General features: G+C 55.2%; 21 protein-coding genes and 2 tRNA genes. 21 read left to right on the plus strand and 2 right to left on the minus strand.

Going from position 1 to position 25,723, the window contains the following annotated elements; translation table 11 throughout:
* Positions 1-174: 174 nt before the first annotated feature.
* From ACFFFR_RS09720 to thiL, 12 genes are all read left to right on the plus strand, one after another.
* Complete coding sequence (locus ACFFFR_RS09720) at positions 175-1,941, plus strand: glycosyltransferase family 4 protein (protein ID WP_377459967.1); 1,767 nt, start codon at positions 175-177, stop codon at positions 1,939-1,941.
* Positions 1,938-2,318 (plus strand): hypothetical protein, encoded by a 381-nt coding sequence (locus ACFFFR_RS09725; protein WP_377459969.1) that lies wholly within the window; start codon positions 1,938-1,940, stop codon positions 2,316-2,318. The genes ACFFFR_RS09720 and ACFFFR_RS09725 overlap by 4 nt, the downstream gene beginning before the upstream one ends.
* Positions 2,315-4,021, plus strand: coding sequence for a hypothetical protein (locus ACFFFR_RS09730; protein ID WP_377459971.1), 1,707 nt, complete (start codon positions 2,315-2,317; stop codon positions 4,019-4,021). The genes ACFFFR_RS09725 and ACFFFR_RS09730 overlap by 4 nt, the downstream gene beginning before the upstream one ends.
* Before the next feature lie 96 nt (positions 4,022-4,117).
* Positions 4,118-5,179, plus strand: coding sequence for a 3-isopropylmalate dehydrogenase (locus ACFFFR_RS09735; RefSeq protein WP_377459973.1), 1,062 nt, complete (start codon positions 4,118-4,120; stop codon positions 5,177-5,179).
* Between the two features lie 44 nt (positions 5,180-5,223).
* Positions 5,224-6,294 (plus strand): branched-chain amino acid aminotransferase, encoded by a 1,071-nt coding sequence (locus tag ACFFFR_RS09740; protein ID WP_377459975.1) that lies wholly within the window; start codon positions 5,224-5,226, stop codon positions 6,292-6,294.
* Between the two features lie 44 nt (positions 6,295-6,338).
* Positions 6,339-7,112 (plus strand): fumarylacetoacetate hydrolase family protein, encoded by a 774-nt coding sequence (locus ACFFFR_RS09745; RefSeq protein ID WP_377459977.1) that lies wholly within the window; start codon positions 6,339-6,341, stop codon positions 7,110-7,112.
* Between the two features lie 31 nt (positions 7,113-7,143).
* Complete coding sequence (gene gltX, locus ACFFFR_RS09750) at positions 7,144-8,685, plus strand: glutamate--tRNA ligase (protein WP_377459978.1); 1,542 nt, start codon at positions 7,144-7,146, stop codon at positions 8,683-8,685.
* Positions 8,686-8,817: 132 nt separating this feature from the next.
* Positions 8,818-8,889, plus strand: a tRNA-Gln gene (locus ACFFFR_RS09755).
* A 4-nt stretch (positions 8,890-8,893) separates the two neighbouring features.
* A tRNA-Glu gene (locus tag ACFFFR_RS09760) sits at positions 8,894-8,966 on the plus strand.
* 107 nt (positions 8,967-9,073) lie between these two features.
* Positions 9,074-10,858, plus strand: a complete 1,785-nt coding sequence (locus ACFFFR_RS09765; protein ID WP_377459980.1) for a dynamin family protein — start codon at positions 9,074-9,076, stop codon at positions 10,856-10,858.
* A complete protein-coding gene (locus ACFFFR_RS09770; RefSeq protein WP_377459982.1) occupies positions 10,855-12,513 on the plus strand; it encodes a GTPase in 1,659 nt (552 codons plus the stop codon). The genes ACFFFR_RS09765 and ACFFFR_RS09770 overlap by 4 nt, the downstream gene beginning before the upstream one ends.
* Positions 12,510-13,559 (plus strand): thiamine-phosphate kinase, encoded by a 1,050-nt coding sequence (gene thiL, locus ACFFFR_RS09775; RefSeq protein ID WP_377459984.1) that lies wholly within the window; start codon positions 12,510-12,512, stop codon positions 13,557-13,559. Before ACFFFR_RS09770 ends, thiL begins: the two co-directional genes overlap by 4 nt.
* Here thiL and ACFFFR_RS09780 read toward each other — a convergent pair whose 3' ends face one another.
* Positions 13,560-14,309: an IclR family transcriptional regulator gene (locus ACFFFR_RS09780; protein WP_377459985.1), complete on the minus strand. Its 750-nt coding sequence runs from the start codon at positions 14,307-14,309 to the stop codon at positions 13,560-13,562.
* 123 nt (positions 14,310-14,432) lie between these two features.
* Here ACFFFR_RS09780 and leuC point away from each other — a divergent pair, with 123 nt between their 5' ends.
* The 6 genes from leuC to ACFFFR_RS09810 all read left to right on the plus strand — a co-directional run bounded on the left by leuC (position 14,433) and on the right by ACFFFR_RS09810 (position 20,891).
* The gene (gene leuC / locus ACFFFR_RS09785; protein WP_377459987.1) at positions 14,433-15,875 is read left to right on the plus strand and encodes a 3-isopropylmalate dehydratase large subunit; all 1,443 of its coding nucleotides are present in this window, start codon (positions 14,433-14,435) and stop codon (positions 15,873-15,875) included.
* 20 nt (positions 15,876-15,895) lie between these two features.
* A complete protein-coding gene (leuD, locus tag ACFFFR_RS09790) occupies positions 15,896-16,504 on the plus strand; it encodes a 3-isopropylmalate dehydratase small subunit (protein WP_377459989.1) in 609 nt (202 codons plus the stop codon).
* A gap of 156 nt (positions 16,505-16,660) precedes the next feature.
* Positions 16,661-18,016 carry a UDP-N-acetylglucosamine 1-carboxyvinyltransferase gene (gene murA, locus ACFFFR_RS09795; RefSeq protein ID WP_377459991.1) on the plus strand — a complete coding sequence of 452 codons (1,356 nt, stop codon included), beginning with the start codon at positions 16,661-16,663 and terminating at the stop codon, positions 18,014-18,016.
* Between the two features lie 3 nt (positions 18,017-18,019).
* Positions 18,020-18,751: a lysophospholipid acyltransferase family protein gene (locus ACFFFR_RS09800; RefSeq protein ID WP_377459993.1), complete on the plus strand. Its 732-nt coding sequence runs from the start codon at positions 18,020-18,022 to the stop codon at positions 18,749-18,751.
* Positions 18,748-19,776: an NAD(P)H-dependent glycerol-3-phosphate dehydrogenase gene (locus ACFFFR_RS09805; RefSeq protein ID WP_377459995.1), complete on the plus strand. Its 1,029-nt coding sequence runs from the start codon at positions 18,748-18,750 to the stop codon at positions 19,774-19,776. The genes ACFFFR_RS09800 and ACFFFR_RS09805 overlap by 4 nt, the downstream gene beginning before the upstream one ends.
* The gene (locus tag ACFFFR_RS09810) at positions 19,773-20,891 is read left to right on the plus strand and encodes a D-alanine--D-alanine ligase family protein (RefSeq protein WP_377459997.1); all 1,119 of its coding nucleotides are present in this window, start codon (positions 19,773-19,775) and stop codon (positions 20,889-20,891) included. Before ACFFFR_RS09805 ends, ACFFFR_RS09810 begins: the two co-directional genes overlap by 4 nt.
* Before the next feature lie 5 nt (positions 20,892-20,896).
* Here ACFFFR_RS09810 and ACFFFR_RS09815 read toward each other — a convergent pair whose 3' ends face one another.
* Positions 20,897-21,397: a DUF3515 family protein gene (locus ACFFFR_RS09815; protein ID WP_377459999.1), complete on the minus strand. Its 501-nt coding sequence runs from the start codon at positions 21,395-21,397 to the stop codon at positions 20,897-20,899.
* Between the two features lie 77 nt (positions 21,398-21,474).
* On the opposite strand from ACFFFR_RS09815, the gene ACFFFR_RS09820 reads away from it, so the two are divergent.
* From ACFFFR_RS09820 to ACFFFR_RS09830, 3 genes are read left to right on the plus strand one after another with little or no spacing between them, the layout of a single operon-like run.
* Positions 21,475-22,512, plus strand: coding sequence for an LCP family protein (locus tag ACFFFR_RS09820; protein WP_377460001.1), 1,038 nt, complete (start codon positions 21,475-21,477; stop codon positions 22,510-22,512).
* Positions 22,513-22,558: 46 nt separating this feature from the next.
* Positions 22,559-23,539, plus strand: a complete 981-nt coding sequence (locus ACFFFR_RS09825; RefSeq protein ID WP_377460003.1) for a DAK2 domain-containing protein — start codon at positions 22,559-22,561, stop codon at positions 23,537-23,539.
* The gene (locus ACFFFR_RS09830; RefSeq protein ID WP_377460005.1) at positions 23,526-25,721 is read left to right on the plus strand and encodes an ATP-dependent DNA helicase RecG; all 2,196 of its coding nucleotides are present in this window, start codon (positions 23,526-23,528) and stop codon (positions 25,719-25,721) included. The genes ACFFFR_RS09825 and ACFFFR_RS09830 overlap by 14 nt, the downstream gene beginning before the upstream one ends.
* Positions 25,722-25,723: the final 2 nt, after the last annotated feature.

Here is a 25,723-nt window from a genome sequence, read left to right on the forward strand (position 1 = left end):
AAATCCGATTTTAGTGTCATTCGCATCCATGCTGCCGAATGTGGTGTGTCCTGTCGATTAGAAACGTTATACTAAACTGGATCGATTTTACTGACTAGTACAAGAGAATTGCGGGGTAGAGTGTCTACAGGGATAACCGGATGAAGCGCGGCGTCCCCAGAGCTCCACTTATTTATGAACGTTGAATTGCAATGGTATTCATGCGAAGCGCATGAAGTCGACTCGCGAGAAGTGCTCAATAATTTTTTCCCGCATAAGGCACTCATCCCTCAGCCTAGTAGCTTTAACGTCCACATAGTTCCGCTAACAAAATTTCTTATCTATGACGGACAAGAAATGGGGGACTGGTGGAGAGGTTTAACAGCGCTCCTGCACGAGACTAATCGGAGTTTGTTGCTCGTAGGGGACTGTGGTTGGAGGGAAGCATTGTATGCGATCCGACAGCTAGAATCTGTCACCGATGAAAAGCGGAAGCTACCCGTCTATCTGTACCTCTCCACAGATACGGTTGATACGCCACGGGAACGGCCGCTGGTCGGAACACTAGCACGACTCAACTTAGAGGACGAGCAAGATGCAACCCTCATAGAACTGCATCGATCGCTTAAAGCAGTGGGTCTCTACAGCACGGTAATCTCATGGTCTGCCCTGCCCGAGAAACTAACCTCTGGACAAATGGGAATTGGCGTCAAACAAGATCATATCGCTTGGCCTAGTTATTTTCAGAAAGAATTTGAACTGTGGAAGGAGCCGCCCACTCCCACATACAGGCGGCAAGTTCCAGGTAAACGGCTTCTCGTCATAGCAAACACGTACCCTTCCGAGTCGTCAATCTACCGAAACGGATTCATTCATCGACGGGTACTCGGATACAAACGGCTGGGCTACGAAGTCGTGGTCTTTGTGCTAGGAGATCATTTTAGGCAAAATAAAGATTATGAGTATGAGGGCGTACAAGTTTTCATAGGCAATCGGCATCACTTAGCCGGTCATATCAGCGACAGTGCGAAGTATGACGCGTACTTGGTCCATTTCGTGAATGAAGGCATGATAGAGCCTTTGGTTCATCTAAAAGTTAAGGAACCAGTGATCGTGTGGCTTCACGGTTTCGAGACTGAAGCTTGGCATAGAAGATGGTTCAACTATTTAGAGTCGAGCGGGGACATTCGAGAGGCTCTGAGGCGGAAGTCTTCGTACTATGCCCATCAGAATTCTTTCATGTCGTATCTGTTTGGTACGAAAGAGCTTGATCTGACTTTTGTCAACGTCTCGGAATGGTTCCAAAACCATATCGTAGAACCGGATGCGGGAGTGCCAATCACTAATGGCCAGATAATCCATAATCTTGTAGACCGCGAAGTTTTCTCGTTTCGTGGGAAAAAACCCTCAGATCGGTTACGAGTGTTGTCCCTACGACCTTATGCGTCGTATAAATACGCCAACGACATAACGATTGAGGCAATCCTAGAGGCTGCAAAACGGCCTTGGTTTAGGGACTTCTCGTTTACGATAGCTGGGATGGGACCGCTATTTGAACCTACCACAGCCAAGATTAAACATTTGTCCAACGTCCGCTTGGTAAATAGGTTTTTTAACCACCATGAAATTAAAAGACTCCACGACACTCATGGAGTCTTTCTAGTTCCAACCAGGTTTGACTCGCAGGGTGTTTCGGCTGGAGAAGCTATGAGCTCTGGTTTAGTAACTATATCAACGGCAGTCTCGGCAATACCGGAATTTATTGAACATGAGAAGTCTGGGTTGCTCGGAGCTCCTGAGTCCCCGAATGATATTGTCCAATTTTTAGAGAGAATTTATTTTGATCCTGAATTCTATCAACAAATATCAATCCAGGGGAGTGCATCGATTGGCGCGCAATGTGACGCTAGGAACACCATCCTGCGTGAGCTTGATCTGATCGAAAACGTGGTGTCACTTTGATTGATTGGAAGACGCAGTTCGAGCTGCTGGAAGAACAGCTTGAGCATATGTTAGTAATGGTTGCGAAACGTTTCGAAGAAAAAGAAAAAACAATAGAATATCTGTCTGAATTGTCTATTGTTCGAATCAAAAGTCTTGATGTGCTCCCCTCGAGCAACAAGTCAGATTTCGTAAGTGTCGTTTGTGTAGCTAACGGTCCTGACTTGGAATACGCCTTACTCGGGGGAGAAAGAAGCGCTGAGGATCCTGTGTTTCAGAGATCAAACACATTCGAGGTCTCAAAGATCGATATCTTATCAGGCAGTATCCGGTTGGTGGCTCGGAGTCGGAATAAACCAAGCACTGCTGTGACTAAAACTTTGGAGAAAATTCAATGACTGCAACCATGCCAGTAATTCAAACGAAACCTTTTAAGATCTTAGCATTTGGGTTTATAAATCTGAATACCATTGACGGCTCTGCCTTTTTTATGGCAGCACTTGCAGCAATGCTTGGAGGGCGTCCTGGAGTAAACGTTGATTTGTTATCACGGTGGCGTATTACAAAAACACACGTAGTTGACGAACTGCATACTCTGGAGAATGTCAAAATTATTGACCCCTTTGAGAGTCAATTTGAGGGGCCATACGAGGTTTCACTCAGTGGTAATTCACTGGACAGGAAGCAAAGCGCACGACTGCTTCAGTTCTTAGACGATAAGTTCGAATACGACGCAATCATTATTCGTGACAACGAGACTGCGGCTAGATTTTTGAAACTGTGCCCCAAGTCCGCTGGTAAGACTCACGTCTATGTGACGCGTTTCGCTTTTACCGATAGAGACGTACCATCCGAAGAGCGGCACTGGGTAAAAATCCTGTCAGAGGCGGGTGCTCAATTCATCGCCCAAACTCCCGAGATGCGGGATCAAATCTTATCGAAATGCACGGAGCTAGATTCTGAAGATATTTTTATACTAAAGCCGTTTGTTCCGGATCCCTATAGTGCTTTCGAAGATTATAAGCAGCCGGAAAGACCACACCGACTCGTTTACACTGGAAAGTTTTTCCCTGACTGGATTCCGGAGAAGATACTGTCAGGCTTCAATACTGCAAGGTTGCAAACGCCTGACTTGGAATTGGTTGTGGCTGGCGATGCATTCCGTGATGATCCAGAAAATCCGAATTTCGTTAGAGAGACTAAGTGGTTACTCAACAATTCCCAGAATGTTAGCTGGGTAGGCGGTGTCACGCGAGTGATTTCCAGGGAACTGATAAGCAACAGTGATGTCGGTATCGGGTGGCGGTCACCTAGCTTAGACGCAAGCACAGAGTTTTCGACCAAAATACTCGAATATGGTGCGTTAGGTAAACCCTCCATAGTAAATCCTTCGCCAGTGAATGTTGCGATTCTAGGTGAGGACTATCCTCTTTATGCTTCCACGATGACCGAGTTCATCAATTTATTGCGGAACTTACCATCAATGAGGACGGAGGTTGAAAGGGCTGCCAAACGTTGTTACGAAGTAGCAAGCGAGAGAAGCTATTCCAAAGTTAGCGAAGAACTGTTTAATCGCTTAGATCCTGTTGACCAATACGATGACGACCTGTTGATTCTTCGTCATTCCACAGATCTCTTAGGCCAAGTTGAAGGAACGTCCTTGTTGAGTAGGACGATTTCAGTGACGATTCGGTCTGGGCGGGTAATGATTAGGCTGGCTGGAGAGAGCGACAGTGATTCGCCGCTCCTGAGAGATGTGTTTGCAGAAATCGAGGGGAACGCGAAAGCTGAGGAGTGGTTTCAGAAGATTGCAACCAATCCTCACACGGTGGTTGGTTCACACTCGGTGGTGGAGCTAGAGCGTGTGAATCGAGAGTTAACCGAAAAACAGCAATCTCTGCGCATCGAACGAAAACAACACCTGAAGAAGATCGAGAATCTGACACTCCGGTTGAAACAGAGGGACGACAGGATCAAGAACTTGGAAAGGTATGTTGAAAAACTTCAGATACGTTTAGACCGGATTCGAAAACCTTTAGACCGGATGGGACTGTCGAAGGTAGCCAGAGTCGGTAAGAAAGCTCGTAGACTCCTAAAATAGTCTGAAGAGATAATCATGGCTAGGAATACGGCCCTAGCGAGGTACGTTCGCTAGGAACCATCCGCGCCCACGCCTTACAACAAAGGAAAACTAGAATTGGCTAAAACGATTGATCTTGCCGTGCTCGCTGGAGACGGTATCGGTCCAGAGGTTGTAGCAGAGGCCAAGAAGGCACTGTTTGCGGCTACGAAGAACGATGAAGTTTCTTTCGAGCTCACCGAGTACCCGCTCGGTACGGATCACTGGCTTGCTACCGGAGAAACTCTTTCTGATGAGACGCTGGCCAAGATCAAGACCCATGACGCAATTCTTTTCGGCGCGATTGGTGCCGCTCCGGGCGATACCCGTATTCCATCAGGTCTGATCGAACGTGAGCTGTTGTTGAAGCTTCGTTTCAGCTTGGACCACTGCGTGAATTTGCGCCCGTCTAAGACTTACCCAGGTGTGGCTACGCCGTTGGCTTCGGATGAACCGATCGATTTCATCGTGGTTCGCGAAGGAACCGAGGGCCCTTATGTTGGTAACGGTGGCGTCATCCGCGAGGGGACTCCCCACGAGATTGCCACTGAGGTATCCATTAATACGGCACATGGTGTTCACCGTGTGGTCAAGGATGCTTTTGAGCGGGCTCAAGCACGTCCGCGCAAGAAGCTGACGTTGGTCCACAAACACAATGTTTTGGTCAATGCCGGTCACTTGTGGCGCCGCACCGTTGAAGCTGTCGCCAAGGACTACCTGGACGTCACATGGAACTACCTGCATGTGGACGCTGCCATGATCTTCATGACTACTGATCCGCAGCGCTTCGACGTGATTGTCACCGACAATCTCTTCGGTGACATCATCACGGACCTTGCTGCTGCTGTCACGGGCGGAATTGGCTTTGCAGCGAGCGGCAACATTAACATTGACGGTACCGCACCATCAATGTTCGAGCCGGTCCACGGATCCGCCCCGGACATCGCAGGACAGGGTAAGGCAGATCCAACCGCTGCTATCCTTTCCGCAAGCTTGCTGCTCGACCACCTCGGTTTGAGCGAAGCAGCCAAGCGCATCGAAAACGCTGTCTTGGCTGATATGAACGCCCGCGCTGAAAATCCAGCCCCGCGCTCAACCCAAGAAATCGGTGACGCTATCGTCACCGCCATGGGTCACTAACGAGGCACCGCTACAGGGCTACACGAAAGGACGCGCGCCCCATCATGGAATTCACCCGTCACCTCACCCAGACTCCGACCACTGACGTCGAGCGTGACAAGGTGCTGCAGAACCCCGGTTTCGGGACTCATTTCACCGACCACCAAGTCATCATTGACTATAAAGACGGTGCTTGGCGTAACCCACGCATCGAAGCATACGGTCCGATCATGATGGATCCGGCCGCAGCGGTTCTGCACTACGCACAAGAGATCTTCGAAGGTCTGAAAGCATACCGTCACGCGGATGGCTCGGTCTGGACCTTCCGACCGTTCGAGAACGCCAAACGGATGAACCGTTCCGCGGCTCGACTGGCGATGCCTCAATTGCCAGAAGATGTTTTTGTGCAAGCGCTCAAAGAACTGGTCGAAATCGATCAAGCTTGGGTGCCAGATGGTGATGGGGAAGCGCTCTACCTGCGTCCTTTCACGTACGCTTCGGAAGTATTCCTTGGGGTTCGGCCTGCGTTGGAATACTCGTTCCGGGTGATCGCCTCACCGGCGGCCAATTACTTTGGCGGTCCGCTGAAGCCAGTGTCGATCTGGGTATCACGCAACTATGCGAGAGCAGCCGCTGGTGGTACGGGAGCGGCCAAGTGTGGTGGCAACTATGCGGCAAGCCTGGCCCCGCAGCTGGAGGCGGAAGCCCACGGCTGCAGCCAGTCCGTGTTCTTGGACCCGCTCAATGACAATGCCATTGAAGAGCTCGGCGGCATGAATGTCTGCTTCATTACCAAGGACAACACGCTCATCACGCCGGCGCTTTCCGGTTCGATCTTGGAAGGTGTCACCCGCAAGTCGCTACTGCAACTGGCACAGGACCACGGTCTGAAAGTTGAAGAACGCCGAATCACCATCGATGAGTGGGAAGAGGGCATCAATTCCGGGCAAATCACCGAAGTTTTCGCTTGCGGGACTGCAGCCGTAATCACACCGATCGGTGAGCTGAAAGATGGTGACAAAGTCATCCCGTCACCGGCGAAGACAGACGTAACCATGGCGCTGCGCCAAGAACTACTTGGCATCCAAACCGGTGTCGTCGAAGATCGCCACAACTGGCTCTACCAGCTGGTCTAGCCGCTCCGGCCCTGTGTCAACAATCTTCTAGGAGTAAGTGATAAATGCGTATCGCACGCTTCGTCCTTGACGGCGATCCACTCTACGGAGTGGTGGAAGGCGAACCCGGCCAGGAAACGATTGAACAAATCGCTGGCGACCCATTCTTCTTGGGCGTACAGCGCACCGGACAAGTACACCAGCTTGCGGATGTCCGTTTGGTGGCGCCCATCATCCCGCGCTCCAAAATTGTGTGTGTAGGACGCAATTATCGGGACCACGCCGCAGAAATGGGCAACGAAGTTCCAGCTACACCACTGCTGTTTTTCAAACCAAACACCGCGGTGGTGGGCCCGAACGAGCCCGTCACCTTGCCTTCTTTTTCCGAGGAGATCTCCTATGAGGGAGAACTAGCAGTCGTGATCGGTCGAATCTGCAAAGATGTCCCAGAAGAAAAAGCTGGCGACGTGATTTTTGGGTACACAATCGCAAACGATCTGACCGCGCGGGATGCTCAACGCACCGACGGACAATGGGCACGAGCCAAAGGCTTTGACGGAGCATGTCCGCTAGGGCCGTGGATTGAGACCGAACTGGATCCAGAGGACTTGAGCATTCAGACCGAACTGGACAACACACTGGTTCAAGACGGAAACACGTCCGATATGGTCTTTGGTATCCACCAGCTCATTTCTTACATCTCAGAAGCCTTCACACTTTTGCCAGGAGACGTCATTCTGACCGGGACACCTGCTGGGGTTGGGCTGTTGACTGAAGGCCAACGAACCTCCGTCACCATTGAGGGTATTGGCACCCTGACAAACTTTTATCGACGATAGACCGAAACAACCTAAGGAACTTCACAAGGTTATGACTGAGTCCACCAGTACACCACGTGCTGCAGACCCACAGGTCCCCGGAGTAGGGGACCGACCACAGCGCCTACGCTTCTGCCCCTCACCGACCGGGACCCCACACGTAGGCCTAATCCGCACTGCTTTGTTCAACTGGGCTCAAGCCCGTCATAGCGGTGGAACGCTAATTTTCCGGATCGAAGACACCGACCCGGCCCGTGACTCCGAAGAGTCCTACCAGCAATTGCTCCAGGCCATGGAGTGGCTCGGCATTGACTGGGATGAAGGTGTAGAAAAGGGCGGCCCGCACGGCCCGTACCGTCAGTCGCAACGCGGTGAGATCTATCAGGATGTACTGGCAAAGCTCAAGGACGCCGGCTACATCTACGATTCCTACTCCACGCCGGAAGAAGTCGAAGCTCGCCACAAGGCTGCAGGTCGGGATCCAAAACTTGGATACGACAACTACGACCGAACCCTCACCGACGAAGAAGTAGCCAAGTTCAAGGCTGAAGGCCGCGAACCCGTGCTACGACTGCGGATGCCAGACGAGGACATCACATTTACCGACTTGGTGCGTGGTGAAATCACCTTCAAGGCTGGTTCGGTACCCGACTTTGCCGTGGCCCGTGCCAATGGCAAGCCGCTCTACACACTGGTCAACCCCGTTGACGACGCGCTGATGGAAGTCACTCACGTCTTGCGCGGTGAAGACCTTCTGTCTTCGACTCCGCGCCAGATTGCTCTCTACCGTGCGCTGTATGCGGTTGGGGTCGCTAAGTGGATGCCTGAGTTCGGTCACCTCCCATACGTGATGGGTGAGGGCAAGAAGAAGCTGTCCAAGCGCGATCCGCAGTCCAACCTGTTCCTGCACAAAGAGCACGGTTTCATTCGTGAGGGACTGCTAAACTACCTGGCTTTGTTGGGTTGGGCCTTCTCCGGTGACGAAGACATCTTCACAGTGGACCAGCTGATCGAGAAGTTCGATGTTAGCAACGTGTTGCCAAACCCGGCACGCTTCGACGTGAAGAAGGCTGAGGCCATCAACGCTACACATGTCCGGATGCTGGACGAAGCTGACTTCACCGAACGCTTGATTCCTTACCTCCAGGCGGCGGATGTCGTCGGAGAAGACCTGACAGAGCGTGAACGCGAAATCTTGGTAGCAGCGGCACCACTGATCCAGACCCGGCTGCAGCTCCTTGGCGAAGCCCCCGGCTTGATCGGCTTCCTCTTCACTGAGGACACCGAAATCACGTACGCCCCAGATGCGTTGAAGGGAATGCCGGAAAACCTCACGGAAGTGGTTGACGCTGCTATTTCTGCACTGGATGAAATATCGGCTGAGAGCTTCACCACAGAGGCCGTCGAAACCGCTTTGCGTGCCGCCTTGATCGATGGCTTGGAGCTGAAGCCACGGCACGCATTCGGGCCTGTCCGAACCGGTGTTTCGGGTCAACGAATTTCGCCGCCGCTGTTTGAATCCTTGGAGATTCTCGGCAAGGAGTCCTCTTTGCGTCGGTTGAACCACTTCAAGGAATTCTTGGCAAACAACTAAACATCAGTGCTTTGCGTTGTGGGTCTGAAGCCCAGCAAACACGGTCTTTTTGCTCGTTTTGTAAAAACCGAGCAGGCCATGTAGAGTTATATCTCGTGCTGAGGGGTTAGCCCCGAAGACGTAAAGCATAATTGGGATATGGTGTAATTGGCAACACAACGGTTTCTGGTACCGTTATTCTAGGTTCGAGTCCTGGTATCCCAACGACGGCCCCATCGTATAGCGGCCTAGTACGCCGCCCTCTCACGGCGGTAACGCGGGTTCGAATCCCGCTGGGGTCACGAGAGAGAAAAGACGGTCAGCGTTTGCTGGCCGTCTTTTTCCTTTAAGATCGTAGTACTACTAAGTAGAGCTATGATTCTGATAACCCAATCGGCAGGAAGTGTACGTGGCTGTGAAACCTAACCAGCAACCGAGTCAAACACTCGAAATGCTGTCCCTTCTGAAGGATCGTCTCCAGCAACTGGATCTTCCGTTGGTGGTGGACCAAGTCGCCGAACGACGCACCCTCCGGGACTCAGTCCTTGCACAGCTGCAGGACTACATCATTCCTCGCTACGAATCCTTGCACGCACCCCTGCTCGCAGTGGTGGGCGGCTCCACCGGTGCAGGCAAATCCACGTTAGTGAACGCGCTCGTCGGCTACCCCGTGACAAGGGCGGGAGCCATCCGTCCGACCACTAGGCAGCCCATCTTGCTGCACCATAACGAGGACACACATTGGTTTAACAGCAAACGGATCTTTCCCGAGCTGAAACGCATCACCGGCAAAAAGGTCTTCGACCGTCCTGTCGTTCCCACTCCGGCACATGAACTCGATGATGGGCTCAGCGGTCATCAGGCCGCCGACTCCTTAGTCCTGATTCCCTTCGACGATGTCTTCCCGGAAGGTATCGCCATCCTCGATGCGCCGGACATTGATTCCATCTCTGATGAGAACCGGACCCTTGCCAAACAACTCTTGTCCGCAGCGGACATGTGGATCTTTGTCACAACCGCGAATCGTTATGCAGATGCGGTTCCGTGGCAGCTACTGCACGAAGCCGCTGCACGCGATATCACGTTGGCAGTCGTCCTAGACCGAGTGCCGGAGGGCGTGGCATCTGAAGTCAGTGCAGACCTGCAGAGAATGCTTGATGCAGAAGGACTAAGTGAAGCTAAACTCTTCGTTGTCCCAGAAGTTTCTCTCGACGACTACGGGATGCTGGATCCCTACCATGTCCAAGACCTGAAGAGCTGGCTCATTCAACTCGCCTCCAACTCTGAGACACGTTCAGAGATTGCCCAACGTACATTGCATGGTGCTATCCGCCAGCTTTCCGGACAAGTGCATGAGCTAGCGGACGCCGAACAGCAGCAGTTGGATGAGCGTGCAATGCTGGTGGGACAATTGGAACAGGCCTACGGATCCGCAGCGGACCGAATCCGGGCTGCATCCTCCGACGGAACCCTGCTGCGGGGCGAGGTACTCAACCGGTGGCAAGACTTCGTTGGCACCGGAGAGTTCATGCGCGGTGTCCAAGCCACAGTTTCACGTTGGCGTGACAATATTGCAGCCTTCATTACGGGCCAGCCGAAGCCAATCGTGCAAGTTGAAGAAGCCATCGAATGTGGGCTTCACGCGGTCATCGTCGCGCAAGCAGCCGCTGCGGCAGAACAGACCGTAGAACGTTGGTCCGCCAACCGCTCCGGAGCTCAGCTGCTACGCAACCAGGATCTGGCCCGCCTGCCTGATGACTTCAGTGCGGAAGTGGCTCAACGAATCCGGTTGTGGCAGCGAGAGCTGATGGAGTTGATCGAGCGTGAAGGCGCCTCAAAACGGATGACCGCACGACTTGCAGCCTTCGGTATCAATGGTGCTGCTGTTGCCCTCATGATCGTCGCTTTCGCATCCACGGCCGGACTGACCGGAATCGAACTGGGCATCGCCGGAGGTTCAGCAGCACTGGGGCAGAAAGTTCTTGAGACGATTTTCGGAGACGAAGCGGTTCGTGCGCTAGCTGCCGAAGCCCAAAAGTTGCTGAGCAACCACGTTAACGATCTTTTGGAGTCGGAACAAGCACGCTTCCGCGCGTTGCTTCCAGAACTGCCTGATGAGCCGACCCTGACTCCAGTTATGGCTCCCCTTGAAGAGCTAGCCCGGACCGAACCCGCCGGAAAGGACAACGCGTGAGCCGTCGCCGCCGCAAAACACATCTGAGCCCGCTAGAAGCCAAACTAGGGCACCTGACCAAGGCACGTGAACTAGCGACCGGCGCCATTGCTGATGAAGACCTTGACGATGTCTTACGAGTCCTAGAATCAGCCGTCGCACGCCGCTCATTGTCAGCCGAGCACACCGTGGTCGGTTTCTTTGGTGCAACCGGTTCAGGCAAGTCAGCACTTTTCAATGCGGTGACCGGCACCGAACTGGCGCGCACGGCAGCAATCCGCCCAACCACCTCCGAACCCAAGGCTGCCATCTGGGGTGAGGCGGGGGTCGCTGATCTGCTGGACTGGTTACAAGTCGACGAACGACACGTCATGGATGCCGAAACGGAGGTTTCCTTCAGCCGCGACCAAGACTTGGAAACTGGACTGGTGCTGCTAGACCTGCCAGATTTCGACTCCATCAAAGCCGAACACCGGCAGATCGTCGAACGCATGGCCGGACAAGTTGACGTACTGGTGTGGGTGCTAGACCCACAGAAGTATGCTGACGCCGCACTCCACCATGACTTCCTAATTCCTCTGGCCACTCACGACGGCGTCACGATCGTCGTGCTGAACCAGATCGACCGACTCGCCGTGTCGCAACAGCCACAAGTTGTCGATTCCCTGACGAGTATCTTGAACTCTGAAGGGATCTCTCCGCAACACTTAGTGACCACATCAGCTGTCACCGGTGAAGGCGTCCCCGAATTACGGAAGATCTTGGCACGTATCGTGGCAGGCAAGATGGCTTCCTCACAGCGACTCTTGGCTGATGTGCACCGCAGCGCAGAGCATCTTGACGAGCTTGCAGGTGGCAAACAGCGACTCACCGTGAAATCGCGTGACGTTGAGGACCTAGTGAAAGACCTCGGAGAAGCGGCACATGTGGATGTCATAGCTGACGCGGCAGCCGGATCCTACCGGCACGAAGCCACCAAGCGCACTGGTTGGGCCTTCACTCGCTGGCTCGGTCGGTTACGTGTCGATCCGTTGCAACGGCTGCACCTGAAGACAGCTTCACCAAAGTCGTCTACAGCAGAACACAAACCTGAGGTGCACCGCAGTTCGTTGCCCGGACGCAACGCAGCCAGTGAAGCTAAGGCGGACTCTGCCATCCGCAGCTTTGTCGGTTCCGTGTCTGAAGGCGCACCTGACTTATGGATCAAAGTAATCCGGGAACGGGTCGCAAGCGAGAGCGAGAATCTCGAAGAAGATCTAGACCAGGCGATCGTCCGCACGGATCTTGGCGGCAATAAAAAGTCATGGTGGTGGTACCTCTTTAACACGATCCAATGGGTAGCCATGCTCGCGACCATTGTTGGATTGGGTTGGCTGTTGGCCTATCCAGTCGCAGGATTCTTTCAACTACCGCTGCCCGAAGCGCCCGTGGTTGAAGGATGGCCGCTGCCGACCCTGCTCGTGGCCTTCGGACTTGTACTTGGGATCTTCTTAGCCATGACGGCACGGCTGTTTGTTGCAGCAGGAGCCCGACAACGCCGACGTGCAGTCCGTAAACGGTTGCTGCGGGGCATTAAAGAAGTCGTAGAGCGGCAAATCGTTGAACCAACCAAATCCGAGATCGATCGGTACCATGCCTTCAATGACGAAGTAGCAGCAGCGAGGCTCCAGCGTTGATCGAACTGAACGGTGCCTTGGAGGGCCTGACAGAGGAACAGGTTCTAGAAATCCTCCAGGCTGGTGTCGGCGAAGACTTACTTTCCGGTCCAGACGTGTTGATCTCTGGTGGTGACGACGCAGCGCTGTTGCGGTGCTCGGGATCGTACCTGCTCTCCACTGACACGATGATCGAAAACCACGACTACGTGGACCGGTGGCCCAACGAAACAGAACAACCCGCACATAGTGTTGCCTTCAAAGCCATCGCGCAAAACGTCTCCGACATCAACGCCATGGGTGCAGAAACAACCGGGATATTCCTGTCCCTATCACTGCCGAGCAACACGACACGTCAGTGGCTGTACGAATTCGGCCAAGGACTGCAAGCAGCGTGCCACAAGCTGGGAGCGACCCGAGCCGTCCTAGCCGGAGGCGATTTAGGGATCGCAGAAGAAGTCACCATTACCGTTACCGTGACCGGAGAGCCCGGTACAGACGTCTTGCGCAGAGACACAGCCCGGCCGGGGGACAGCGTCTATGTCTGCGGCAACCTTGGCACGGCTGCCGCTGCCTTACAACACTTGCTGTCGAACGATACGAGTGAGCTACCGCTGCCGAAAAACACACAGTTTTATCCGGAGCCACCACTCTGGGCAGGGCCCGCCGCAGTACAAGCCGGGGCACGTTGCGGGATGGACTTATCAGACGGTCTCGTCCGAGACATTCGCCGAATCCTGCGCGCCAGCAGTGCCGCCAGCGGTCAGAAACTAGGGGTCACGCTTGATGTCGACGCGCTGCAACCGTGGCTTGAACCGCTGACCATTCTCGGACAGCGTCACGGCGCGAACCCGTGGACATGGGTGCTCAACGGGGGAGAAGACTACGCCCTGCTCACGATTGCATCCCAACACGTCCAGCTGCCCGAGTCGTTCGTGAAAGTCGGCACAATCATTGAAACGGATCAAAAAGATGCGGTGCTGTTCGAATCGACGACAAATCCTGAGCTGGCGGCTGCCCAAGAGGCGCTGACGATAGAACTGGGCGGTTGGGATCACTTCGCTTGATCACGACTGAGGCAAAGAGTTTTGGCCGAGCCATTCCGTCAGCTGGTTTGCAGCTCGAATCACGACTTCTGCATGCAACCGGCCAGGGTGAACCGTTAAACGCTCAATGGGGCCTGAAATAGAGACAGCGGCTTGAACCTTACCGTTGCGCCCGAACACCGGGGCGGAAACGGAGGCTACACCTGCTTCTCGCTCTGCTGTGGATTCAGCCCACCCCCGCCGGCGCACCGCAGCTAATGCCGTAGGTGTAAACTTGGCGCCGGCGAGCCCGGACACCAATCGCTGGTGGTCCTCCCAAGCCAAAAGTACTTGGGCCGCCGAACCGGCTTTCATCGACAGACGAGATCCAACGGGGATGGTGTCACGGAGCCCGACTGGCCGTTCCACGCTCGCGACACAGACCCGGAACTGGCCTTGACGGCGAAAGAGTTGCGCACTTTCGCCGGTAAGGTCCCGAAGCTGTTGAAGAATAGGATCTGCCGAACTCATCAGACGGTCCGAGCCCACAGCCGACGATAGCTCCGTGAGACGTTGGCCTAGCATATAGCGACCTAAGTCGTCCTTGCTGAGTAACCGGTGCCCCATCAGGGAGGTAGCAATGCGGTGAGCTGTCGGACGGGGGATGCCGGTACGCTCCACCAGCGTGGACAAGTTGGCTGGCCCCACTTCCAGCGCGTCCAAGATAATGACGACTTTGTCCACGACACCGACCCGGCGCGGATCTGGGACGGTGAGATTTTCATTCGACATTGTCCCAGCATAGAATACTTACATCTCAAATAGTGAGATATTTTCGGACTCGGTGGCAGGGCACTTAGGCCCCTTGCGAAAATGAATGAGTCTATCTTTAGAACTATTCAGGAGGTTGCTGTGGTGTCTGCAACTGTCCCTCAACAAGGACCACGCACACTTGCAGAAAAAGTTTGGGCTGACCATGTGGTTGCCATTGGTGAAGGTGAAGGAGCTGCCAAGCAGCCAGACCTCATCTACATTGATCTGCACCTTGTGCACGAGGTGACCTCCCCACAGGCTTTTGAAGGTTTGCGCCTTGCCGATCGCCCGGTTCGCCGTCCCGACCTGACCATCGCGACGGAAGACCACAACACCCCAACCCTGGATATCGATAAACCGATTGCCGACCCGGTATCCCGCAAACAGATCGAGACTTTGCGCTCGAACGCCGAAGAATTCGGTATCCGCATTCACTCACTGGGGGATGCCGAGCAGGGGATTGTCCACGTCGTTGGCCCACAGCTGGGTCTGACGCAGCCGGGCATGACCGTCGTCTGCGGTGACTCTCACACCTCAACACACGGCGCTTTTGGTGCGCTGGCCTTGGGCATCGGCACCTCTGAGGTCGAACATGTCTTGGCCACACAGACGCTGTCCCTGAAGCCTTTCAAAACCATGGCAATCAACGTAGAGGGAACTCTGAAGCCAGGAGTGGGCGCCAAGGACATCATCTTGGCCATCATTGCCAAGATCGGAACCGGTGGCGGTCAAGGCTATGTGCTGGAATACCGTGGCTCTGCGATTCGTCAGCTGTCCATGGAAGCCCGTATGACCATCTGCAACATGAGCATTGAGGCCGGCGCACGCGCAGGCATGGTCGCACCAGATGAGACCACTTTCGAATACGTCAAGGGCCGCCCACACGCACCAACCGGTGCCGACTGGGATGCCGCTGTCGAATACTGGAAGACCCTGCCCACCGATGAGGGCGCCAAGTTCGACGCGGAAGTCTTCCTAAACGCTGATGAGCTCGAGCCATTTGTCACCTGGGGAACCAACCCCGGCCAGGGCGTCAGCCTGTCAGATGCAGTTCCAAACCCAGAAGACTTTGACGACGCAAACGATCGTGCAGCCGCCGAACGCGCGCTGGAATACATGGATCTAGAAGCCGGCACCCCCATGAAAGACATCCGGGTGGATACCGTCTTCTTGGGCTCCTGCACCAACTCCCGACTGGAAGATCTGCGTGCCGCTGCTGACATCATTCGTGGTCGTGAAAAGGATCCGGATGTGCGCATGATCGTGGTCCCTGGTTCCGCACGGGTCCGGCTCGACGCAGAGGCTGAGGGCTTGGACAAGGTTTTCAAAGACTTCGGTGCGGAATGGCGTTTTGCCGGTTGCTCCATGTGCCTGGGTATGAACCCGGACCAGCTGTCAGAAGGTGAACGTTGCGCATCCACGTCAAACCGTAACTTTGAAGGGCGTCAAGGTAAGGGTGGGCGAACCCATCTCGTCTCGCCGTTGGTGGCTGCTGCCACGGCGGTTCGAGGCACCTTGTCCTCACCGGCTGATCTGGCGAACTAGGATTTTTGGAGGAGAAACCAATGGAAAAGTTTATTAGCCACTCCGGTGTTGGCGTTCCACTGCGCCAGTCCAATGTGGATACCGACCAAATCATCCCGGCCGTTTACCTCAAACGGATCACTCGAACCGGTTTTGACGACGCGCTCTTCGCCAACTGGCGTCGAGATGAGAACTTCATCTTGAACCAGGAACCGTACAAGAACGGCTCCGTACTGGTGGCCGGCCCAGACTTTGGTACCGGTTCCTCCCGTGAGCACGCAGTTTGGGCTTTGAAAGACTACGGGTTCAAGGCCGTGCTGTCTTCACGCTTCGCTGACATTTTCCGGGGCAACTCGGGCAAGCAGGGACTGGTCGCCGCGCAGCTTGAACAGTCCGACATTGAGCTGATCTGGAAGGAAATTGACAACAATCCAGGCACCGAGATCACGGTGGATCTGGAATCCCGTACCGTGACATGCGGCGGTCTTGTCGTTGATTTCCAAATTGATGACTACACTCGCTGGCGTCTGATGGAAGGCCTTGACGATATTGGCTTGACCATGCAGAAGGAAAACGAAATCACCGAGTTTGAGAAGACCCGGCCTTCGTTTAAACCGAAAACCCTGCCGGCTCGAACTCTGAGCGAATAATCATGATCTGACGCATTGGGCGGGAAGCGGCAAGGATGACTATGCTTGTTGCTTCCCGCTCTTTGCCTCCCCGGGTAAGACCATGATTACAGGTAGGATGGCAGGAGCGGATAGAGTGTTCCGCGACCCCTGCAGAGAGAGACAACCGTAGACACAATGGCAAAACTGTTGACAATCCAAGGTGGGAAGCCCCTCTCCGGCCGCGTCGAAGTACGTGGCGCGAAGAACCTGGTCCCCAAGGCCATGGTGGCGTCTCTACTCGGTGACGAACCGTCAGTGTTGCGCAACGTCCCAGAAATCAAAGACGTTGATATTGTCACCGCTCTGCTTCAGGCACACGGTGTCCAAGTTGAACATGATCGCGCCACTGGCTCGCTCAGTATGGACCCTGCGAAGGCAAGTAAGGCCGATAGCGCCGAAATCGATGCTCACGCAGGAGACTCCCGCATTCCAATTCTGTTCTGCGGCCCACTCATGCACCGGCTGGGCGAGGCTTTCATCCCGGATCTCGGCGGCTGCCGTATCGGCGATCGCCCCATTGACTTCCATCTGGAGATGCTGCGCCAATTCGGTGCAGACGTCCAGAAACTCCCGAGCGGTATCCACCTTTCAGCTCCCGCTTCCGGTTTGCGAGGAGCAAAACTTCACCTTCCGTACCCTTCCGTTGGAGCAACCGAACAGGTGCTGCTCACGGCAGTCAAGGCAGAAGGTATCACCGAGCTTTCCGGCGCTGCAGTGGAGCCAGAAATCCATGATTTGATCGCGATCCTGCAGCAAATGGGAGCGATCATCACCGTCCAAACGGACCGCACCATTCGAATTGAAGGTGTTGAGCGCCTCCGCGGATACAACCACTTGGCCATCCCGGACCGAAACGAGTCAGCCTCGTGGGCATCAGCTGCCCTGGTGACTCAGGGCGATATTTTCGTTCAGGGTGCCATGCAACGTGACTTGACTGCGTTCTTGAACGTTTACCGAAAAGTCGGCGGCGAATTTGATGTCCATGACGATGGCATCCGCTTCTACCACAGCGGTGAGGCACTTCGTCCGCTTGTGCTCGAAACGGATGTCCACCCCGGCTACATGACTGACTGGCAGCAACCGATGGTCGTGGTGCTCACGCAGGCCGCCGGGGTCTCAATCGTTCACGAGACGGTGTATGAGAACCGGTTCGGCTTCACGAATGTGTTGCGTCAGATGGGCGCCAACATTCAGTTGCACCGGGAATGCTTGGGTTCAACTCCGTGCCGGTTTGGGCAACGAAACTTCCTGCACTCAGCAGTCATCTCAGGGCCGGCCAAACTCAAAGGCACCGACTTTGATATCCCAGACCTTCGTGGCGGTTTCTCCCACTTGATTGCAGCACTGGCAGCTGAAGGCACCTCCCGTGCTACCGGACTTGAAATCATCAATCGTGGGTACGAACGGTTCACCGAAAAGCTCGAAAATCTTGGTGCTGAGTTCGAACTCTCCCGTACCTCGCAACCGTCCTTCTCAACCACAGGCAGGTAAATCATGAGCCGTTCTGTCAGTCAACGGCTTGCCGGGTTGGCGATCGCCCCTGCTTTCGGCTCCCTGATTGGTCACGAGTACCAAGAATACGATCGACTCAAAGCACACCGTGGCAAGGGCATCATTGTTGTCGCCAACCATGTGACCAAAATCGACCCGTTCCTGGTTGCGTTAGCTGTTCACCGCGCGGACTTCGAAGTCCATTTCTTGGCCAAGGACTCACTGTTCAAACTCCCAGTTGCAGGTAAAGCCCTGTCTGCGTTGAAACAGATCCCGGTCGAGCGGCGATCCACTGGGGCCGGTAAATCGTTGGAAGCCGCGCAAGAAGCTCTGGACGCAGGTGGCGCCATCATCATTTACCCGGAAGGCACCCTCACCCGGGATCCTGACCTGTGGCCCATGAAAGGGCACACCGGCGCCGCGCGCTTGGCACTGAAAACGAACGCCCCCGTGGTTCCGATTGCTCAGTTTGGTGCGCACGAGCTGCTGCACCCGTACGGTAAAAAGCTGCATGTCTTTCCGCGGAAGAAAGCCATTGTTCGGGTCGGACAAGACGTTGACCTGAGTGAGTTTCAAGGTCAAGCATTAACGAAATCACTGCTCGAGAACGCAACGGAAAAGATGATGGCCGCAATCACGGCTGAGCTGGCGATCATTCGCGGTGAGCAGCCACCTGCAGGCCGTTGGGATCGACGGACGGACCGATACGAGTTCCAGAACGGAGAAGGATCGTGACCGTCACCAAGATCGCCGTTCTAGGCGCCGGGAGCTGGGGGACCACATTCGCCAAGGTATTGGCTGACTGTGCTGCAGATACTGACGCGGAAACAGTCATCACATTATGGGCGCGCCGGGCTGAAGTCGCAGAGTCCATCAATGATGAGCATCTCAACCCCGCCTACACAAGAGACATTCGTCTGCCCGCGAGTATCCAAGCCACGACCGAGCTTCTTGAAGCCGTACGCGACGCGGACATGATTGTTTTGGCGGTACCAGCGCAAGGCCTGCGGCCCCACTTGACTCAAATCAAAGATGAACTGAAGCCGGGTGTTCTGGTGGTCTCCTTGATCAAAGGTCTGGAGCGAGAAACAGGACTGCGGATGAGCGAGGTCATCGCTGAAGAACTCGTGATTGCGGAAGACCAAGTCGTTGTTGTGTCTGGCCCTAACTTGGCCATGGAAATTGCCCGCCAAGAGCCAACAGCTTCAGTCGTTGCGTGCACCAATGAAGACAACGCCAAGAAGGTCGTCTCGTACTGTAATCCCAGCTACTTCCGTCCCTACACCAACACGGACGTAATCGGTGTTGAAATGGGCGGGGTCGTCAAGAACGTGATTGCCCTAGCGGTTGGTATGTGCGACGGGCAGAACCTTGGCGATAACTCCAAGGCATCCGTCATCACCCGTGGGCTGGCCGAAACTACCCGGTTAGCGTTGAAACTTGGGGGCCGGGCTGAAACCCTTGCCGGGCTGGCGGGGCTAGGAGATCTAGTTGCCACCTGCGCCTCGCCACTGTCCCGCAACCGAACTGCTGGCCGAATGCTAGGCCAAGGCAAGACGGTACTAGAAATTCAGACCGAGATGAAACAAGTGGCTGAAGGGATGAAGTCAGCCAAAGCAGTCACCCAAGTTGCTCGCAGCAACGGAGTTGAAATGCCGATCTGTGAAGCAGTGGTGCGTGTCCTAGAAGACCGACTCGTTGTGAAAGACATGGCTAACTTGCTGCTTTCACGCGACCTGAAAGCAGAGGTACGACCATGACCGGCAATGAAGCCAAAATCAAAGTATTGCTCCTGTTCGGGGGAGTCTCTGGGGAACACCCAATCTCGTGCATCACGGCCTCTTCCGTGTTGCATGCGATTGATCAGGACAAGTATGAACCGCTACCGGTGGGGATCACCAAGGACGGCCAGTGGACGTACCTGCCGGCTGATGAGTATCAAGCAGATCTGGGAAATGGTGAACTGCCGGAGATCACAGAAGTTGGAACCCCCGCCCGACTCGACGTCACAGGTGGCACCCAAGAGCTGGTGGTGGTCCAAGACGGTCAAGACGTCAGCTTGGGCAAGATTGATGTCGTCTTCCCACTCTTGCACGGTCCCTTTGGCGAAGACGGAACTGTCCAAGGTCTGCTGGAGATCGCAGCCCTCCCATATGTTGGGCCTGGCGTTCTGGCTTCTGCTGTTGGCATGGACAAGCACTACATGAAGCTAGCGTTCAAAGCGGTCGGCCTTGAAGTTGGACCTTACGTTGTTCTGGACAACAAGAAGTTCTCGCGCGACCCAGAAGCAGGATACGACGCAGCCGAAGCGCTGGGGTACCCACTATTCGTGAAACCAGCACGAGCCGGATCTTCACTGGGAATCACCAGAGTCACAGATCGCGAAGGTCTCATTGCCGCCGTCGACGAGGCGCGCAACCACGACCTGAAGGTCGTGATTGAATCGGCCATCGCCGGACGTGAAATCGAATGCGCTGTCCTAGAGGGCCACGGCAACGATCCAGCGCGGGCCTCATACCCCGGCGAGATCGTCGTGACGGGCGGCCAAGACGAATTCTATGACTTCGAAGCCAAGTACATGGACCGAGCCGCCAGTGAGCTTTCGTGTCCTGCTGACTTGAGCGAAGAAGCAATCGCTGAGGTCCGCCGCCAAGCTGTCATCGCATTTGATGCAGTCGACGCAGAGGGTCTCTCACGCGTGGACTTCTTCTACACGCCAGAAGGCAAGTTCGTGATCAACGAGATCAACACGATGCCAGGCTTTACCCCGATCAGCATGTACCCGCAAATGTGGGATAAGACAGGGTTGCCGTATCCGCAGCTCGTCGATGAGTTGCTGACGCTAGCTCTGGAACGACCGATCGGCCTGCGCTAAAGAAGTCAGTCGTTCTCGGATTGCTGGGTCTTGCCCAGATCAACGTCCTGAGCACGTGAAGGGCAAGACTTAGTTGCTTCGATCATCGAGACAGGCTTGGCCAGCTCGGTCATCACTGATGAAGATGAAACATCATCCGGATTGAACGTGACTTCAATGGTGGGGGTGCGTCCGTAGCTGATAAGTGTCCAGTTCGGATCACCCTCACGAGTAATCCAATCGACACCATTGGCCCCAACGCACAGATCAGCCGTCACTCCCGGATCGGGTGCCCCACAACGGAGGACCACCTGGGCGGGTTCGCCCCAAGCAGCCGTGGCTTGGGCGTTTGTCCGTCGTTTTTTCAACCCTGCCAGCTCGTCCGGTAACGCGATCATGGTGTGAGCACAATCAGGATTTGCTGCATCTTCTGCCGCAGTAATATCCACCGGTGCGCTGCACCCGGCAAGGATTAACGCGGATGTGGCAGCAGTCATGACGAGACGAAGGGGAGTTTTGGCAGGCATACCCGCTATCATATCCGGAGTGCACGGTAACTTTTTGATCGCTGTGCCAGCCAGCAGAAAAGACTAAAGGTGAAAACATGAGCGATTCTTTCGACGGCCGTTACCACGACGCCGATGAAGACTACATCGAGGAACGGCCGCGTAAGCGCAGCAAATGGGTCATTGCGAACATCCTCATTGTCATTCTGGGGCTTGTTGCTTTAGCGGGTGTCTACGGCTTTAGCCAGCTCAACAATTTCCAGGGCAAATCTCACACTTTCGAGTCTAGTTTCCCGGATGAAGATGGACGCCCTGAGAACACCGGCGCCACCAATATCCTGCTGCTGGGTTCCGACTCACGCGGCGGATCAGGCGAGTCCGAGAACCTGCCGACCGTGCCCAATGGGGGACGAGCGGACACCATGATGGTCGTCCACATCCCAGAAGGTGGCGGTAAAGCCTACGTCATGTCCATCATGCGTGACTTCTGGGTCGAGATCCCCGGTCACGGCGAAGCAAAGATCAATGCCGCATTGTCCTACGGCGGTGTCCCGCTGGCTGTTGAAACCGTGGAGAACATGATGGGCATCTACATTGACCATGTTGCTGGCGTGGACTTTGAAGGATTCCGTGATGTTGTCAACGCCCTTGGTGAGGTCACCATTGACGTGCCGAAAGCCTTTGATTCCGGGGTCAAGAAGGGCCACCATTTCGCCGAAGGACCACAGACCATGGACTCGGAAACTGCTCTAGCCTTCGTCCGTGAACGTAAGGCCTTCTCAGACGGTGACTATCAGCGAGTGCGGAACCAGCAAGCCTTCATGAAGGGCGTGTTCACTCAGCTTGGCTCCCGCGATATTCTGCTGAACCCAGGCAAGACAACCGAAACCATCAACTCGTTGGCGCCAGCCGTCACGTTGGATGAAAACTTCGACACCTTCACCATGTTGGGCCTAGCACCGCAGATGGCCGGTATCCGTGGATCCGATATCAAGAACTTCACTCTGCCGAACACGGGCACGGGCTGGGCCCAGCAGCAGTCAGTTGTGTGGCCGGATAAAGACAAGATCAAAGAACTCGGAGAAGCCATCAATAACAACACACTCGAGTCGTGGCTTAGCTCACAAGATCTCTAAACCAACTACACTTGTAGCGACAGGAAAGCAGAAGGAAGGTCCTCCCGTGGTAGCCCCGAGCGCGCCAGGTAAAGTCACCGGAAGAGCGCCAGCAATCAAGTTGTGGCTGACAACAGCTACAACCTCTTTGGGGAACCACTCGGATCGCCTCAACGCCATCAATATCTTCCCCGTCCCTGACGGGGACACCGGCACAAACCTGTATTCCACTGTCGCTGCAGCGGCTGCCGCATTGCAGGACGAGAACCACGACGACCTAGGGGCCTACCTCAGTGTGGCGGCGACAGCGGCCATGGAGAACGCCCGGGGCAACTCCGGCACCCTGGTGGCCGTGATTCTGGCTGCCTTAGCGGAATCGTTGGAGGGCGTCGACCGGCTGACAGCGCAGACGCTTGCGTTGGCCCTAGACCGAGCCACGGTCAAGGCTTGGGCGGCACTGTCAGAACCGGTAGCGGGAACCATGCTCTCGGTCTTGGACAGCACTGCAACCACCGTCCGTAGCGTAGCTGCTGGCCTTGATGAATCGGGCCAGAGCCTGAAGATCGCCTTAGAAGACATGGTCTCCGCCGCCGTAGAGGCTGTCCGAGAAACCGAGTCCCAGTTACAAGCCCTACAGGCAGCCCACGTGGTGGACTCTGGGGGAGTGGGGCTTCTGCTGTTGCTAGATGCCCTACGCGCGGCAGTCTTGGGCGAAGAACTCGACCCTGACCTGCTTGCAGGGCTCTCCGGCTACAACGTTGATCACCCGCATATTCACCAAGTGGGAGATCCTGTCGAAGGCTATGAAGTCATGTGCTCGATCGACCTCTCTGCGCTTGACGCTGCGACCCTGCGGTACGAACTGGACCGCGCAGGTGACTCGGTCATCATGTCGGCGGTGAAAACACTTGATGAAGAGGCCCAGCTCTACCGATGGCGTGTTCACGTGCACGTAGCGGACAAAGAGTTGGCGCTGGCTGCCATAGACAAAGTCGGGACAGCAGAAAATCTGATCATTTCCGATCTGTGCACCCATGAGTCAGCCTGACTTCTTTACCCGGCTCACCGAACCGCTCCAAAACGTTCTGGGCACCAAAACTGCACAGGCGCTGGAGAAGGAACTTGGCTTCTCCACGGTAGGACAACTGCTGAACTATCGGCCGCGCAAATGGCTCGAACGCGGTGAGCTCACGCCGCTAGACCAGCTATTGGTTGGCGAACCTGCCACGGTGATTGCAGAGGTCCAGAAGGTCTCCCCACCACGGAGGACAGCCCGCGGCATCCTCCTGACGAAAGTGGTGTTAGGCAACGCGGTGGGCGGCTCACACCAGAGTCTTGATCTCACGTTCTTCAACAACCGGTGGATCCACAACAAATTGACACCCGGCGAGACGATCATGGTCCACGGGAAGGTTTCTAGCTTCAACGGGCAACTACAAATGTCCAGCCCGGAAGTTAATACCGATGCAGACGAAAGCGGACAAACTCCGGGCCCGGAACCTCTCTATCCAGCAACAGCATCGCTTCCCACCTGGCGTATCAAAAAGAGCATCCACACTGTTTTGGACTTGGTGGACACGGCGGATGTGCCGGACCCGGTTCCTGAACCCATCAGAGAGAAACTGTCACTCATCAGCTTGTCGCAAGCGTTCCAGTACTTGCACCGTCCGGCTGACATGGAACAAGCTAAGGCGGCGGTGCGGCGGTTAGCCTTTCACGAAGCCTTGATGATCCAAATGTCTCTGGCTCAGCAACGCCTAGACTCTGCCGAATTAGCCGCGCAATCTTTTCCGGCTGAAGACCTCAGTATGCGGACGTCCTTCGACGAATCGTTACCGTTCGAACTCACTGACGGACAACGTGAAGCGGGAACGCTCTTAGCCGACAAACTGTCGCATAGCTATCCCATGAACGTTTTGCTCCAAGGCGAAGTCGGCGCCGGTAAGACCCTTGTGGCATTGCGGGCTATGCTCCAAGTCATCCAACACGGCGGTCAAGTTGTCTTGTTGGCACCCACGGAGGTGCTGGCAACCCAGCACTTGAGGTCAATTTCGGCCATGACGGAGGGCATCACCACGCAGAACAAGAACAACACATTAGACTTTTCTGCCGAACAGCCATTGCGTGTAGTTCTGCTCACCGGAAGCATGCCGACGGCTGCACGCCGTCAAGCCCTGCTAGAGATCGCAGATGGTTCAGCTGACATCGTGGTCGGGACCCATGCAGTGCTTTCGGAGAACGTCAGTTTCTTGAATCTGGGTCTGGTAGTCGTGGATGAACAACATCGTTTCGGTGTTGAGCAACGGGCCGCTTTGCGGCAACGATCCGAGCCCGTTCCACACCTGTTGGTGATGAGTGCGACACCGATCCCGCGCAGTATCGCGCTGACAACTTTCGGGGATCTGGAAATGGTAGAGCTTGCAGGTGTACCCGCCAACCGAGCACCCGTGAACAGCACAGTCGTGAACATGGCTGCGTCACCGGAAACCATTCTGTACGTCTGGCAAGTAATCGTTGATGCAGTCCGGCAAGGGCGGCAGGCTTATATTATTTGTCCCAAGATCAACCCTACGACTGCCGAAGGCCCGGACCTTGGCCGCCAACATGATGCCGCCGTAGAAGTACTCACAGCGCGCTTGGCGACGCTGCCGCTGTTTGAAGGGCTGCGACTAGGACAAATGCATGGACAATTGCCGGCCGCAGACAAGGAAAACATCATGCGGGCGTTCGAACGCCATGAAATTGATGTACTGGTCTCCACCACCGTGGTGGAAGTCGGGGTCGATGTGCCAAATGCGACCGTAATGGTGGTGTTGGATGCTGACTCATTCGGTATCTCCACGCTGCACCAGCTGCGCGGGCGAATTCGCCGTAGCGAACACCCAGGCACCTTCATCATGGTGCATAGACGGGACGAAACCGATCAGGCCACAGCACCGACTCTGCGCCGGTTGAACGCGGTGGCCGAAACCACTGACGGCATGGAACTGGCAATAGAAGACCTCAACTTGCGCAAAGAAGGCGACATCCTCGGCGTAGACCAGTCGGGTCGGGGCTCCTCCCTGCGCTTCCTGAGATTACGCCAAGACACCAAACTTATTTCTGCAGCCCACGATTTGGCAGCCCAGATACTCAGTGCTGACGTCGGCGAAAAAATCGTCGACGTGCTGAATAGCTGGATGACACTTTGGCAGCAAGACTATGCTGCAGAATATCTCCACCACGGTTAGGA

The organism is Micrococcoides hystricis, from assembly GCF_042434215.1.
GTDB classification, from domain to species: Bacteria; Actinomycetota; Actinomycetes; order Actinomycetales; family Micrococcaceae; genus Micrococcoides; species Micrococcoides hystricis.